Source organism: Flavobacterium gelatinilyticum, from assembly GCF_027111295.1.
Classification (GTDB): domain Bacteria; phylum Bacteroidota; class Bacteroidia; order Flavobacteriales; family Flavobacteriaceae; genus Flavobacterium; species Flavobacterium gelatinilyticum.
In genome coordinates, this window is record NZ_CP114287.1 from 1,586,530 (window position 1) to 1,600,948 (window position 14,419).

General features: G+C 34.8%; 12 protein-coding genes. 1 reads left to right on the forward strand and 11 read right to left on the reverse strand.

The window, feature by feature from the left end; all coding sequences use genetic code 11:
- Position 1: 1 nt before the first annotated feature.
- The 9 genes from OZP11_RS06810 to ychF form a co-directional block, all read right to left on the reverse strand.
- A complete protein-coding gene (locus OZP11_RS06810; RefSeq protein ID WP_281234472.1) occupies positions 2-1,870 on the reverse strand; it encodes a DNA topoisomerase IV subunit B in 1,869 nt (622 codons plus the stop codon).
- A gap of 163 nt (positions 1,871-2,033) precedes the next feature.
- Positions 2,034-3,209 (reverse strand): nicotinate phosphoribosyltransferase, encoded by a 1,176-nt coding sequence (pncB, locus tag OZP11_RS06815; RefSeq protein WP_281234473.1) that lies wholly within the window; start codon positions 3,207-3,209, stop codon positions 2,034-2,036.
- An 84-nt stretch (positions 3,210-3,293) separates the two neighbouring features.
- Positions 3,294-4,271 carry a transglutaminase domain-containing protein gene (locus OZP11_RS06820; protein ID WP_281234474.1) on the reverse strand — a complete coding sequence of 326 codons (978 nt, stop codon included), beginning with the start codon at positions 4,269-4,271 and terminating at the stop codon, positions 3,294-3,296.
- Positions 4,272-4,290: 19 nt separating this feature from the next.
- On the reverse strand, positions 4,291-5,271 hold the full coding sequence (locus OZP11_RS06825; protein WP_281234475.1) for a transglutaminase domain-containing protein: 981 nt from the start codon (positions 5,269-5,271) through the stop codon (positions 4,291-4,293).
- A 4-nt stretch (positions 5,272-5,275) separates the two neighbouring features.
- Positions 5,276-5,800, reverse strand: coding sequence for an NADPH-dependent FMN reductase (locus OZP11_RS06830; RefSeq protein WP_281234476.1), 525 nt, complete (start codon positions 5,798-5,800; stop codon positions 5,276-5,278).
- A gap of 22 nt (positions 5,801-5,822) precedes the next feature.
- Complete coding sequence (locus OZP11_RS06835) at positions 5,823-6,755, reverse strand: YihY/virulence factor BrkB family protein (protein ID WP_281234477.1); 933 nt, start codon at positions 6,753-6,755, stop codon at positions 5,823-5,825.
- Positions 6,756-6,845: 90 nt separating this feature from the next.
- Positions 6,846-7,526 (reverse strand): hypothetical protein, encoded by a 681-nt coding sequence (locus OZP11_RS06840; protein WP_281234478.1) that lies wholly within the window; start codon positions 7,524-7,526, stop codon positions 6,846-6,848.
- 8 nt (positions 7,527-7,534) lie between these two features.
- Positions 7,535-8,212, reverse strand: a complete 678-nt coding sequence (locus OZP11_RS06845) for a TIGR02117 family protein (protein WP_281234479.1) — start codon at positions 8,210-8,212, stop codon at positions 7,535-7,537.
- A gap of 328 nt (positions 8,213-8,540) precedes the next feature.
- On the reverse strand, positions 8,541-9,635 hold the full coding sequence (ychF, locus tag OZP11_RS06850) for a redox-regulated ATPase YchF (RefSeq protein WP_281234480.1): 1,095 nt from the start codon (positions 9,633-9,635) through the stop codon (positions 8,541-8,543).
- A gap of 295 nt (positions 9,636-9,930) precedes the next feature.
- Here ychF and OZP11_RS06855 point away from each other — a divergent pair, with 295 nt between their 5' ends.
- A complete protein-coding gene (locus tag OZP11_RS06855; protein ID WP_281234481.1) occupies positions 9,931-12,666 on the forward strand; it encodes a TonB-dependent receptor in 2,736 nt (911 codons plus the stop codon).
- A 63-nt stretch (positions 12,667-12,729) separates the two neighbouring features.
- Here OZP11_RS06855 and OZP11_RS06860 read toward each other — a convergent pair whose 3' ends face one another.
- Both OZP11_RS06860 and OZP11_RS06865 read right to left on the reverse strand, forming a co-directional pair.
- The gene (locus tag OZP11_RS06860; protein WP_281234482.1) at positions 12,730-13,884 is read right to left on the reverse strand and encodes a hypothetical protein; all 1,155 of its coding nucleotides are present in this window, start codon (positions 13,882-13,884) and stop codon (positions 12,730-12,732) included.
- A gap of 166 nt (positions 13,885-14,050) precedes the next feature.
- A complete protein-coding gene (locus tag OZP11_RS06865) occupies positions 14,051-14,401 on the reverse strand; it encodes a 4Fe-4S dicluster domain-containing protein (RefSeq protein WP_281234483.1) in 351 nt (116 codons plus the stop codon).
- Between the last annotated feature and the right edge of the window lie 18 nt (positions 14,402-14,419).

Below are 14,419 nucleotides of genomic sequence, written 5' to 3' on the forward strand. Positions count from 1 at the left end.
ATTAAGCTTCTTCAAGCTCATCAATCTCAACCTTCAGATTCTTGATAATAAAATCTTGTCTGTCTGGTGTATTTTTCCCCATGTAGAAAGACAACAACTGCTCAATCGAAGTATGTTTGTCCATCATAACCGGATCAAGGCGGATAGTATCTCCAATAAAGTTCTTAAACTCATCTGGCGAGATCTCTCCTAAACCTTTAAATCGTGTGATTTCTGGTTTTGGTTTTAATTTTTCGATTGCGTCTTTTCTTTCTTCTTCAGAATAACAGTAAATCGTTTCTTTCTTGTTACGAACCCTGAAAAGCGGGGTCTGCAAAATATACAAATGCCCTTCTTTGATTAATTCCGGGAAGAATTGTAAAAAGAATGTGATTAAAAGCAGACGAATGTGCATACCGTCGACATCGGCATCGGTTGCGATTACGATATTGTTGTAACGTAGTTTTTCTAATCCGTCTTCAATATCCAATGCTGCTTGAAGCAAGTTGAATTCTTCGTTTTCATACACAATTTTTTTAGACATTCCGTATGAATTCAAAGGCTTACCACGCAAACTGAAAACCGCTTGTGTATTTACATCACGCGATTTTGTGATTGATCCGGAAGCCGAATCTCCCTCGGTAATAAAAAGCGTACTTTCTAAGTTTCTTGGGTTTTTAGTATCAGGAAGATGCGCACGACAATCTCTTAGTTTTTTATTGTGAAGATTGGCTTTTTTAGCACGATCTGTTGCCAGTTTTCTAATTCCTGATAATTCTTTACGCTCACGTTCTGCCTGTAGAATTTTACGTAGTAAAGCTTCGGCTGTAGGCGGGTTTTTATGCAGGTAATTATCGAGTTTTGTTTTGATAAAATCGTTAACAAAAGTACGAACAGAAACTGCCGGAGTTCCATCATCAGAACCCATATCTGTAGAACCTAATTTTGTTTTGGTCTGAGACTCAAAAACCGGTTCCATTACTTTAATGCTAATTGCACTTACAATCGATTTACGAACATCTGATGCATCGAAATTTTTATTGTAAAACTCACGGATTGTTTTTACAACAGCCTCACGGTAAGCCGCTAAGTGCGTTCCTCCTTGTGTTGTATTCTGACCGTTTACGAAAGAGTGATATTCTTCGCTGTATTGTGTTTTACTGTGCGTTAAAGCCACCTCAATATCGTGGTCTTTCAGGTGAATAATAGGGTATTCCAGATCTTCTGCATTGATTGTTTCTTCTAATAAATCACGAAGACCATTTTCTGAATAGTATTTTTCTCCATTAAAAATAATCGTCAAACCATTATTTAGATAACAATAGTTTTTAACCATTCTCACCACATATTCCATACGGAATTTATAGTTTTTGAAAATCGTTTCGTCCGGTGTAAAAGTTACTTTTGTTCCTTTACGTTTTGTAGTCTCAATGATATCTTCTTCTAAAACGAGGTTACCGGCAGAGAATTCAGCCGCTTTTTGTTTGTCTTCACGAACTGATTCTACACGGAAAAAATTAGAAAGTGCGTTTACGGCTTTTGTTCCCACACCGTTCAAACCTACTGATTTCTGGAAAGCTTTTGTATCGTACTTTCCTCCTGTGTTCATTTTCGAAACTACATCGACCACTTTCCCCAACGGAATACCACGTCCGTAATCACGAACTGTAACCGTTTTATCTTTAATACTTACCTCGATAGTTTTTCCCGATCCCATAACGAACTCATCGATACAGTTATCTAAAACCTCTTTTAAAAGAATATAAATACCATCATCCGGAGCAGATCCGTCTCCAAGTTTTCCGATGTACATCCCCGGACGCATACGGATATGTTCTTTCCAATCGAGTGATCGAATATTATCTTCGGTATATTGATTTTGCTCTAGCATAAATGAATTAAGGATTTTTGGCTAATGTACCATTTATCGGTAAAAAATGAAAGCGTATTTCTTTTTTGTTATGAATAATAACAGTTTAAAATCTATTTAAATTGATTTTAAAATAAAACGGACGCTAAAATTATAAAAAAACTGCTTTTTCAGCAAAAAAATACTATTTGATTCCCAGTACCTGCTTCGCCAGCGCAATCATTTCGGGGGTTCCCGTATTTTTGTTTTTTTCGTCAGACAATTTTACAACTCCCTGCCAATGAGTATTATCAGGCTTTGTTTCGGTTAGTTTTATAACCATATTCATCGCCGGAAGTCCAACATCGTTTGTAAAGTTTGTTCCTATCCCAAACGACATTTTGATTTTGTCCTTACAAAAATCTGTTATTTTTTTTACTTTATCAAAATTGAGTGAATCCGAAAAAACAATCGCTTTCGATTTTGGGTCGATTCCCATTTTTATGTAGTGCGAAATTACTTTTTGTGCAAATTCGACTGGGTCGCCGCTGTCATGTCTGACGCCGTCAAAAAGTTTTGAGTATTTTTTATCAAACTGATCAAAAAATATTTCGGTAGTATAAGTGTCTGTTAAAGCAATTCCGAGGTCGCCGCCGTAAACCTGTGTCCAGTGTTCCAGACTTACAGAATTGGCCATTTTGAAACCATACTGCGCAGCATGAAACATAAACCATTCGTGTGCATGTGTCCCCAGAGGCCTGCGGTTATTAATCATTGCAAAATGTACATTGCTTGTCCCGATGAAACTCTGACTGCCGTATGTTCTTAAGGTTTCGTTTACCAGATTATGAACCTCATAAGAATGACGGCGTCTGGTGCCAAACTCTAAAACCGAAACGCCTAGTTTATTATAGTTATCGATTTTCTCTTTGGTGAGTTTTTTTATGGCATCATCATTTAAACGTATTAAATGACTGGACTTATAAAACAGTTCCGAAATCAGAGCCATTAAAGGCACCTCCCATAAAATAGTGCGGTACCAAAACCCTTCGACCGTAACTTTAATTTCTGATCCTTCCTGACTAATTTGTACTTCAGAAGGATCAAATCTGTATCCCTGCAGAAAATCTAAATAAGTAGGATCAAGATAAGGACAATAATGTGCCAGATAACTTTTCTCATCTTTTGTGAGTCTTAAATCAGCCATCGCATCGACTGATCGACGCAGCAGTTCTGCAAAACCTGCCGGAAAAATATGTTTACCACGATTGATAAATCCGTAACGGACTTTTGCTTTTGGGAAAAGCTTAATTACAGCATGCTGCATTGTAAATTTGTAGAAATCATTATCTAAAATTGATTTCAAAAAAGTGGTCTCCATAGCATTCAAATTCTTTTCATTTCCTGCTAAGGTACGGCAATTTCATAAAAGACAAAAATTCTTATGAAAACGGATTCTTTTACGTTATTTATGAACTATTTTAAATGTGGCAAAAGTTTTGTCAAAGAGAAAAAAAGTAATAAATCTGCCCATTTTTTTATCATAAGTTATCTGAAATTCCAAAACACCATCTTCTTCTTTGGCATTTTCAATCATAATCTGTTCTTCTTTTTTATTTAAATAGAAAAGATAATCCAGCCTCGAAACATTCTTAAATTTGAAGGTCATTTTATCACCGTCATTTGCCTGAATTATTCCTGAAAATGGAAATAAAACTTTAGCTTCTGCCATAAAAAATCCATCATAGAGAATAGGACCGTTTAAAAATGCTTCTCTATTTCCTGTGTTACCAGAATACATGGCATTCTCAGGAAAATGTTTGGCATAAAAATAATCCGGATTCATATCAAAATAAATCGGAGTAAATTCCTTGATTACAACTTTGCGTTTTTCATTGTAGAATCCGTTACCCCATGTGACATCAAGCAATATCCATTTTCCATTTATTTGAACAGTATTCCATGCGTGGTTTGATCTTAATCTTTTTCTTCCAATATCATTCAATAATGTTTTAGAGTCACCTACTATTGTTTGGCATTTCAATCCGCTTAGCGTTGCTAGATATTCATACAAAAGTGCAAAACCTTCACAAACTGCTTTTTTAGAATTGAATGTTTTCTGAATAGTCTTCGCATTCAATAATTGCTTTTTCTTAGCCCATTCGGCTTCAGTCTTAAATTTATACGTTTTTTGCTTTGGCGGATCTAAATAAGTTTTGACATCATAATTCAAATTCAGCGCAATCCAGCTATAAATCGCCCGTGCTTTATCATGTTCAGAAATAAAGTCTTTCTGAATTCTTTCTGCTAATTTTTCAGGATTGCCAAAATGAGGATACTTCAATATAATACTGTCAATAGCATTATATTTTTGAGAATAAGATGAAGTTATAAAACCTACATTCAAAAAAAGAAATACAAATGCAATTTTCTTAATTATCATAGATTTTAAACTGAAAAAATTACTTCGAAACTATTTTAAAAGAAACAATACTATTGGTATCTACAAAAACCGTAACGTATTCCCCTAAATTATTATCTACAGGAATTTGAAATTCTAAACCGCCTCGTTTCTCCTTTGGGTTCAAAACTTTAACCGGCTGATTCTTTCTGTTTAGATAAAAAACCTGATCTGATTTGGACACATTTTTTATTTCAACCGTAATTTTATCACCGTTTTTTGCTTCAATTATACCCGAATCAGGGGATTTAATTTTATTGTCGTTTTCAATAGTAGTATTGTAAATCAGCGGACCGTTTAAGAAATCATTTTTACTGATTCTGTCGCCCAGAAAAGTTCCGGAATCTGGATAATGTTTAGCAAAGAAATAATGCGGATCTGTATCAAAATAGACAGGATTAAAATCATTCACCATTCGGCCTTTACTGCTGTCATAATACCCCTGTCCCCAGGTTACATCAATAAGACGCCATTTTTTATCAATCAAAACCATATTCCAGGCATGATTGGAAGAAGTGTTTTTTCGGCCAATGTCAGCCAGGCGCGTTTTTGAATCTCCTTTAACTATTTCGCATTTTAATCCAACTTGTTCAGCCAAATGCTGATACAAAGCTGTAAAGCCTTCACAAACGGCTTTTTGAGATTTAAAAGCTTTTTGAATCAGATTATCATTCAGCTGTTTTATTTTTCGCTGTTTCTCGGCTTCACTTGAATAACTAAAGCCCTGTACTTTTGGCGGATTCAAATAGGCATTGTAATCGTATTTTAAGTTAAAAGCAATCCAGCTGTAAATGGCACGTGCTTTATCATAGTCAGAACTAAAATCGCTTTGTATTTTTTCTGCTAATTTTTCTGTTGTACTAAAGCTTTTAGGATATTTTGCCACAATTTTATCAACTTCGCCCGGCTTTTGTGCGAAAGTAAAATTCAGGAAAATAACATTTAAAAAAAGGAGTATAGAAGAAATCTTTTTTATTGGCATCGACTTAAAAACTTGATTTGATAATATCTTTTAACTGCTGGTCTAATTCAGGATTTGAAATTTTGTTTTCTTGTAAATCAAAATTTGAATTGAAAGAAGGCAAAGAGAAAGAACCTTTAATTTCTGCACCATAACGCGGAAAAAGATTCTGAGCAATTCCTAAAACAGAAGAACCTCCTCTTCCACCCGGAGAAGTTGCAAGCAATAACATTGGTTTGTGCTGAAAAACGTCTTTTTCGATACGGGAACTCCAGTCAAAAACGTTCTTGAAAGCAACAGAATAATTTCCATTATTTTCCGCCATCGAAACAACCAGAATGTCGGCCTCTTTTAGTTTGTTCAAAAAAGCTTTTGCAATTTCATGCTGACCAACTTCTTTCTCTAAATCAACACTGAAAACCGGCATTGCAAAGTCGTTTAAATCCAAAACTTCAATATCGGCATTCTCAAATAAACCTGCTGCGTAAGCTGCCAAACGCTTATTGATTGATTGTGTGCTGTTACTTCCTCCAAATGCAATTATTTTCATGATTTTCGTGTGTTAGTCGTTCTTATGTTGAATGTGGTGTTACATTTTCGATCTCATAAACCTCTTTTGCAATCTCTACGGAATACTCATTTGGATAAATTTTCCCTCCGTACGATTTTGCATAGACTTTAGTAAATTCTGCTCCAAAGTAAAGAATAATTGCGGAATAATACACCCAAACTAAAATAATGATTACAGATCCGGCAGCACCGTAAACTGAAGCTACTGTAGAACTGCCTAAATAAAATCCGATGGCAAATTTACCAATCATAAAAAGTACAGCAGTAACGCTGGACCCTATAATGGCATCTTTCCACCTGATTTTCCCGTCTGGTAAAGTTCTAAAGATTATAGTAAATAAAAGCGTTATACTGGCCAATACTATCACTATGTTTACAACGTAGAACAGATAAACAGTACTTTCGGGAAAATACATTTTTAAACGCGCACTCATCAAATCTAATATCGTATTGACAAATAAACTCACAATCATTAAAAAACCAACAGATGCAATCATAGAAAATGACATTAATCTATTTTGTATAAATTTTCTAACGCCTTTATCCGGTTTTGCGCGAAGTCCCCAAATAAAATTAATGGAACTCTGAATTTCTGCAAAAACCCCGGAAGCACCAATTAAAAGCATTACAACTCCAAATACTGTAGCAAAAATATTATTCCCCGACAATTCCACATTTTTAATAGCTTCCTGAATCTGCGTAGCAGCCCCATTTCCGACCAACCCATTTATTTGTCCATATAACTGACCTGTAACTGCTTCTTCCCCAAAGAAAAAACCACAGATTGTAATGATAATAATTAACAAAGGAGGCAGTGCAAATATGGTATAATAAGATAGTGCAGCGCTCAGTTTTATGGCATTATCATCGTTGAATTCTAAAAATGTATTCTTTAAAAGAAACCATGTTTTTGAAAAAATATTTTTGATTCTCATTTCGCTGATTTTTGAGTTACACTCAAATTTACGCAATAATGAAAAATCCTGAATTCTTGATTTTTAAACAGATTTTATATTTTTTCCATGTTAATGAAGCCTATCGTACTCTTGATCTGTTCCTAAATTTTTTATTTTCAATATTTTTTTGAATTCACGTCGTGTTGGTTTTATTAAATACGTTGTTGAATCTAATTGTTTACCCTTAATCTTGGTAATTGAATCAAGCTTAATTAAATCTTCACGCAAATAAATATGTTTAATTTTAAGTATATTTTTTTCCAAAGCTATTGTTTTGATGTTCCAAAATATGGAATCTTTTGAACTTAAAACTAATTGACCGTCAATCCGTTTTGCTTTCTCATTAAGTGAAAATCTAAATAAAGTATCAATATATGTATTTGATAATTCTAACGAATCACCTTTTTTTGTATACAACCATTTTTCATGAGTTTTTTTATTGATTAATTGATTATCAATAAAATCGAATTCTTGTTTTAAACTGTCCAGAAAATTTTTATGTATTTTAAATTTATAAAAATTTTCCCTTAAAATCCTGTCTTCTTCAATTCTAATATAAGTAGAATCGCTATTCATGTATAATCCTTTAAATTTAGATGGAAATCCTCTTAATTCAGAATCATTAACCGGTTGTGGATTTTCAAAATTAAAAGTTAAACAACCATCGCAAATTTCTGTTATCGCAGCATCAGCTTTTTTACAAGAAACAATTGTTCCAATTATTGCTAAAATGAAAATTACCTTTTTCATTTTGACTCTTATTGGTAATGACAAAAAATTCCTTTATCATAAACCGTCCACAAACTTGCTTTTTGATTCGCCGCTTTTAAGGCATTATTCGCCCAGGTATTACAGGTATAAAAAAGGCTGTAACTTCCCACAGCTTCATAAAAAGCATCTTTTTTGCCGTAGCTGTGTCCCTCAATCCATTGCGGATGAACCGGATCGCTGAAACTATTTGAAATATACGTTACCAGTTTCTGATAATTTTCTTTTGAAATCAAAATTCGTTTGCAGTCTTCGCCTTCTTTCAGGTGTTTAAAAAAAGTAGTATGCATGGCCGATGTGCTGATTCCAAATGCCGCTCTGCAAGCCGTACTTACCTTTAAGTCAGACCATTCAGGCGTATCCAGATAAAATCCTTTATCACCCCAGCCAAAAGCAATATAATTCATTAATGAATCTTTTGATTGTGTCTGACTGAACTGAATTTCATTTCGCCAGTCTTTTATTTCGTTTTTAACAGGAACTACAATATCAGTATGCACTCCGTTTGTGAGAATGTAGATTGGAACTGTTTTTTGTTCTTTTATAAAATCAGCATTTGAATTAACAGTAACTTTCGAAATCAGATAAACCGAAAGCACATATAAAACAAGGAAAGTAACAATTCCGAAAAGGGTCCAGCCCAAAAATTTAAGAGATTTTTTCAGCATTTTTATTAGGTTATTTAAATTTGTAATTGGTTAATTTTTGACTAACCAATTTTTAAGCCAAAAAAAATGTTTGCTGAAAATAGTCCGTGGATTTTACTGATTCACTATCGCGAAAGCGCGGATTTAAACGGATTTTTATTATTACTTTTTTATCTTCCTAATTGATTCCAAGACTTCTAGAGAAGAACTCGCCAAGCTCGACAAAGAGAATTTGACAACATTTATCTATTTTCTTTCTTCTTTTCTCTATGCTCTAAAAAAAAACTGCTGAATTTCTCCAGCAGTTTTTCTTTTCTCTTTCTTCTTTATTCTATTATCTAAAAAAAGATTATACGTTAAAACGGAAATGCATTACATCACCATCTTTTACTATATATTCTTTTCCTTCTACTCTAAATTTTCCGGCTTCTTTTGCTTTAGCTTCAGAACCATACTGGACGTAATCATCATAAGAAATAACTTCGGCACGGATAAATCCTTTTTCAAAATCGGTATGGATAACTCCCGCAGCTTGCGGTGCTGTAGCTCCAATATTGATTGTCCAGGCACGAACTTCTTTTACACCAGCTGTAAAGTAAGTCTGCTGTTTTAATAATTTGTAAGCTGCACGAATTAAAACCGAAGCTCCCGGCTCTTCTAATCCCATATCTTCTAAGAAAACCTGACGCTCTTCGTAACTTTCTAATTCTGTAATATCAGCCTCTGCTCCTACTGAAAGTACGATAACTTCAGCTTCTTCATCTTTTACTAATTCACGAACCTGATCTACATATTTGTTTCCGCTTACTGCAGAACTTTCGTCTACGTTACAAACGTATAAAACCGGTTTAGCTGTAATTAACTGAAAGCTTTCTAATAAAACTTCTTCATCCTGATTTTGAGGCACGATTGTTCTTGCTGATTTTGCCTGCAGCAAAGCTTCTCTAATTCTGTTCAATAAAGCCTCTTCTGCCTGAGCTTCTTTATTTCCTGTTTTTGCAGCACGTTTTACTTTTTCTAAACGCTTTTCAACAGTTTCCAAGTCTTTCAACTGCAATTCGATGTCGATTGTTTCTTTGTCACGAATTGGGTTTACGTTTCCGTCAACGTGTACAATATTATCATTATCAAAACAACGTAAAACGTGAATGATTGCATTACACTCTCTAATATTTCCTAAAAACTGGTTTCCAAGACCTTCACCTTTACTTGCTCCTTTTACCAAACCTGCAATATCTACGATATCTACGGTTGCCATTTGTACACGCTCTGGTTTTACCAATTCTTCCAGTTTATTGATTCTTGGATCCGGAACGTTTACAACACCAATATTAGGTTCGATTGTACAAAACGGAAAGTTAGCACTCTGCGCTTTTGCATTAGATAAACAATTAAATAATGTTGATTTTCCAACATTTGGTAATCCTACAATTCCTGCTTTCATCTGTTGTTTCTATTTATTTTTAGTCGGCCATTTTTTATCTGGCCCAGACATTAAACCTTGTAATTTAATGAATTATGATTTACGTGTTTTGTTTGGTTTCTGCCAAAATGCTATTTTTTGGCTTTAAAATTTTGCAAATATAAGATTTAATACCTCGTGAGCGAAGTAAAAATGTGCATTAATATAATTTTAAGGTTATTCTTAAAAATTTTTAAACTTTTTATTAAGTTTTTGTTAAAAAATAGTAATTTTATAAAAACTTACAACAAAAAACAAACCAAAAAAACCAATAACCATGAAAAAGATTGCATTATTTTTATTTCTGCTGAATTCAGCGTTTCTTTTTGCTCAAAAAGAAGTCTCGGGCGTCGTAAAAGACAAGAGTGGTAATCCGCTTCCAGGTGTAAACATTGTCGAAAAAGGGACTTCAAATGGTGTATCAACCGATTTTGAAGGTGGTTTTAGAATAAAAGTAAAAGATGGCGCAACATTGGTTTTCAGCTACGTAGGATTTTCGACGGTAGAAAAAGCCACCTCGGGAGAAAAAATCAGTGTGATTTTAGATGAAAGCGGGGGCCAGATTTTAAGCGATGTTGTAGTCGTAGGTTCCAGAAGTGCAAAAAGAACCGTTGTAGATTCTGCCGTTCCTATTGATGTAATCAACGTAAAAGATGTTACTACGCAAAGCGGAAAACTTGAAATCAATGAACTTCTGCAATACGCCGCCCCTTCATTCAATGCCAACAAACAATCCGGTTCTGATGGTGCCGATCACGTTGATCCTGCTTCTTTAAGAGGAATGGGACCTGACCAGACATTGGTTTTAATTAACGGAAAAAGAAGGCATCAATCTTCTTTAATTAATCTATTTGGAACCCGCGGACGCGGTAATACCGGAACAGATTTAAACGCGATTCCTGCTGCTTCTATTAAAAGAATTGAAATTCTGAGAGACGGTGCCGCCGCACAATACGGTTCAGATGCTATTGCCGGGGTTATTAATATTGTGACTAATGACAATGTAAAAGAATTTACAGGTGCCATAACCTATGGTGCTTTTAATACAGATGCCAAAGGCGATTTTCCTGAAGGAACTGCCAATACAAAAGGCTACAGATTAGACCAGAAAGGATTTGGAAATTCATTTGGAAAAAATCAGGATTTTGACGGCGGTTCTGTAAAAGTAGCGGCCAATTACGGAGTTCCTGTAGGTACAAAAGGCGGTTATGTAAATGTAACCGGAGAATTTTTAAACAAAAATAAAACACTTCGTCCGGGATTTGACTTTAGAAAAGGTTTTGGTGAAGCCGAAATGAAGGGCGTAAACTTATTTGTAAATTTTGCTGTTCCTATTGCTGATAAAACAGAATTATATGTTTTTGGCGGAAGCAATTTCAGAGATACTGATGCGTATGCTTTTACCAGAAATGACGGTGAAAGAGTTGTAGAAGAAATCTATCCGGGCGGTTATACTCCAAGAATTACTTCTAAAATAAATGATAATTCGGTGGCGGCCGGAATCAGAACCGAATCCGGAGGAGGCTGGAAATTTGATTTCAGTAATACTTTAGGAAAAAATAAATTCAGCTACGATATCAAAGGAACTTTGAATGCTTCTCTTGAAGAAAAATCACCAACAGAATTTGATGCCGGAGGTCATAGTCTGCTTCAAAATACAACCAATTTTGACGTTTCTAAAAATTACGGCGATATTCTGGGTGGTTTAAATTTAGCTTTTGGTACCGAATTCAGAATCGAGAAATTTGAAATTTTCGCAGGAGAAGAAGGTTCTTATGCAACATACGACACAAACGGAGTTCCTATTACAGACCCAACAACCCAAAGTGCACCAACAATTCCTAATCCGGATTATGACCCTGCAGATCCTGATTCATCGCCAACAATTTCAAGACCGGGAGGTTCTCAGGGATTTCCGGGTTACAGCCCGGCAAATGAAGTCAACAAAAACCGCACAAACTTCTCCTTATATACAGATGCCGAACTGGATATTACTCAGTCTTTAATGGTAAGCGGTGCTGTTCGTTATGAAAATTATAGTGATTTTGGAAGTACAGTAAACGGAAAGTTAGCATCCCGACTTAAAATTACAGACAAAATTAATTTAAGAGGTTCTGTAAGTACCGGTTTCCGCGCCCCATCTTTAGCTCAGATTTATTACAATTTACGTTTCACTAACTTTAGTTCTGGAGGTGCTACAGAGGTTTTGCTGGCTCCAAATGACAGCGAAATAACACGAGCTTTTGGAATCCAGAAATTAAATGAAGAAAAAGCCTTAAATGCTTCATTGGGTTTTACAGCTAATTTTGGCGATTTTACCGCAACTGTCGACGGTTATTTAATTAATGTAAAAGACAGAATTGTACTTACAGGATATTTTGATGCAACAGCTTTAGGAACCAATGTAGACAAAGCTCAGTTTTTCGTAAACGGAGTTGACACCAAAACTACAGGTCTGGATGTGGTAGTATCATGGAAAAAGAACATTAACGAAAATAGGTTTAGTGCTGCTCTTGTAGGAAATATTAATGATATGAAAATTGATAAAATAAAGAATGGTTCGCTGCCGGCGAATACATTTTTTGGAGAACGCGACAAAGCATTTCTACTAGCTTCTGCCCCGCCTAATAAATTTGCTTTAAACCTTAATTACGGCCGAAAATGGTTTGATGCCGGATTAGCTTTTACACGATTCAGCGAAGTTAAATTACTGGATTATCAAATGGATGAAGATCCGGAAGATTACAGAACGTCACCGACAGAAACAGATGCGCAGGTTTTCGAAAACCAAAAGAGAGCCGCAACAGATACATATGGAGCTAAAATCGTAACCGATTTGACTTTAGGATTCAAACTTTCTAAATCGACTAAACTGAGTATTGGAGCCAACAACTTACTTAATATTTATCCGGATCAGCAGGACGACTGGGTTGAAGCCGGAGGATATTGGGATGCTGTGCAAATGGGATTTAACGGTGCTTATTACTACGCAAGACTTGGATTTAATTTCTAAATCAATATTCTTTAAAATAAAAAATCCTGAGCCAAAACTCAGGATTTTTCCGTTTTTATATAATTACAATTTAAAATCTAAAGAGGCGATGATGGCTTTTTCTTCATCGGTAGCCACAAATCCCGAAATATCCCAGTAATTGGTCATGATCTTGTTCTTTTTATTAAAGAGTGATTTCTCTTTGAAAACATCACTTTCTTTATATGTAAAATTTTGTCTGTTGAAATTGGTTGTGGTAAAACTATTTCTAACATGAATTTTTTTAATCCCTTCTTTTTTAACCAGATTATAGGCTATTTCTTCATTTGAACTCAATAAATAATAATCCTCTCCGTCAAGTCTGTAATCTACCTTTATAAACGACTTCGTCATATTTTTTGAATTTTCTGCCGTTTTCTCTTCAAGTTTATCCAGGTTCTGAGGTCTTACATCAATAGAAAACTCCACAATAAGTTTCTTTTCCGGATCATAAATCACTTCAAAATTATCGATTGCTTCCTTTGCTTTGTCAAGAGGAACAATAGTCATCACATAATAATCACTATTCTTGGCATGGCCTTTTATGATAAAATCATACTCCTTTTTAGCTTTTGGATCCAAAAGCGGATCAAAATATTTCAAATCGGTATAATTTCCCATTATATTATTGAGATCGTAACCTCTTAAATCAGAACTTACATCTGTTTCAAGTAGACCATACGATCTGTTTTGTTCTACCAAAAGCGTGGTTGCCGCTTTTCCGTCAAACTGAAAATTTACAAGTCCGTCATTATAATAGGAGTATTTATTATCAAGCATAAAAAACTCTCTTACATATACTTTTAATCGATAAGACGAAGCCAGTTTATGAGCTGAATTTGAAACAATTTTTTGAAGTACTTTTTGCGGAGATTGTTTCGACAAGACAATTTCATCCAGTTTATTGTTCTTGTTATTCAGATAAACAACAAAACCATTTTCTTTTAAAGAAGCCCAGCGTGTGGTTAAACTTTCGTAATTGGTTTCAGAAACTTCTACATTCGAAGCCCCGCTCAGTACAAAAGTAACTTTACCTTCTTTATTGCTGGTTAAAATCTGCTTGGTTTTTAAGATCACAACAGTTGCGTTTTCGATAGGCAAAAGCGTTTCTATATCTTTTACAACAATAGAATATTCCTCGTTTTGCGCGAAAACACTCGCATTCAGTAATACGACAAATAAAAGTACCAATTTCCTCATAGGCATTGTTTTTTTTTCAACTAAAGTATTAATTTTTTAATAATAAAGCAACACCCAAAAAATAAAACATTCGTTATCAAGATACTAACTTTTAAAAATACCTGATATCAGGGCAAAAAAAAATCCTGAGTTAAACTCAGGATTTTTTAAATTTTAAAGCAAATTCTTACTCGTTATGCAAGAATGCTTGTCTATCTAATAAAGTTTCCTCATCTTCTACATGATTGTCGTCTGGCACACAACAATCAACCGGGCAGACAGCAGCACATTGAGGTTCATCGTGAAAACCTTTACACTCTGTACACTTTCCAGGAACGATATAATAGATTTCATCAGAAATTGGAGTCTGTGCTTCTTCAGCATCAACCTCAGTTCCGTCAGGTAAAACTATAGTCCCGGAAAGACTTGTTCCGTCTTTATATCTCCAGTCATCTGCTCCTTCATATATTGCTGTATTTGGGCACTCTGGCTCGCAGGCCCCACAATTTATACACTCGTCAGTTATAATTATTGCCATCTTTTTTGTTCGTTACAT

Excerpts from the sequence above, each read along its gene's own strand:
- OZP11_RS06825 (WP_281234475.1), bottom strand. The coding sequence starts at position 5,271 with ATGCCAATAAAAAAGATTTCTTCTATACTCCTTTTTTTAAATGTTATT.
- OZP11_RS06855 (WP_281234481.1), top strand. The coding sequence starts at position 9,931 with ATGAAAAAGATTGCATTATTTTTATTTCTGCTGAATTCAGCGTTTCTT.
- pncB (WP_281234473.1), bottom strand. The coding sequence starts at position 3,209 with ATGGAGACCACTTTTTTGAAATCAATTTTAGATAATGATTTCTACAAA.
- OZP11_RS06830 (WP_281234476.1), bottom strand. The coding sequence starts at position 5,800 with ATGAAAATAATTGCATTTGGAGGAAGTAACAGCACACAATCAATCAAT.
- OZP11_RS06865 (WP_281234483.1), bottom strand. The coding sequence starts at position 14,401 with ATGGCAATAATTATAACTGACGAGTGTATAAATTGTGGGGCCTGCGAG.
- OZP11_RS06845 (WP_281234479.1), bottom strand. The coding sequence starts at position 8,212 with ATGCTGAAAAAATCTCTTAAATTTTTGGGCTGGACCCTTTTCGGAATT.
- OZP11_RS06835 (WP_281234477.1), bottom strand. The coding sequence starts at position 6,755 with ATGAGAATCAAAAATATTTTTTCAAAAACATGGTTTCTTTTAAAGAAT.
- OZP11_RS06860 (WP_281234482.1), bottom strand. The coding sequence starts at position 13,884 with ATGAGGAAATTGGTACTTTTATTTGTCGTATTACTGAATGCGAGTGTT.
- OZP11_RS06810 (WP_281234472.1), bottom strand. The coding sequence starts at position 1,870 with ATGCTAGAGCAAAATCAATATACCGAAGATAATATTCGATCACTCGAT.
- OZP11_RS06840 (WP_281234478.1), bottom strand. The coding sequence starts at position 7,526 with ATGAAAAAGGTAATTTTCATTTTAGCAATAATTGGAACAATTGTTTCT.
- ychF (WP_281234480.1), bottom strand. The coding sequence starts at position 9,635 with ATGAAAGCAGGAATTGTAGGATTACCAAATGTTGGAAAATCAACATTA.
- OZP11_RS06820 (WP_281234474.1), bottom strand. The coding sequence starts at position 4,271 with ATGATAATTAAGAAAATTGCATTTGTATTTCTTTTTTTGAATGTAGGT.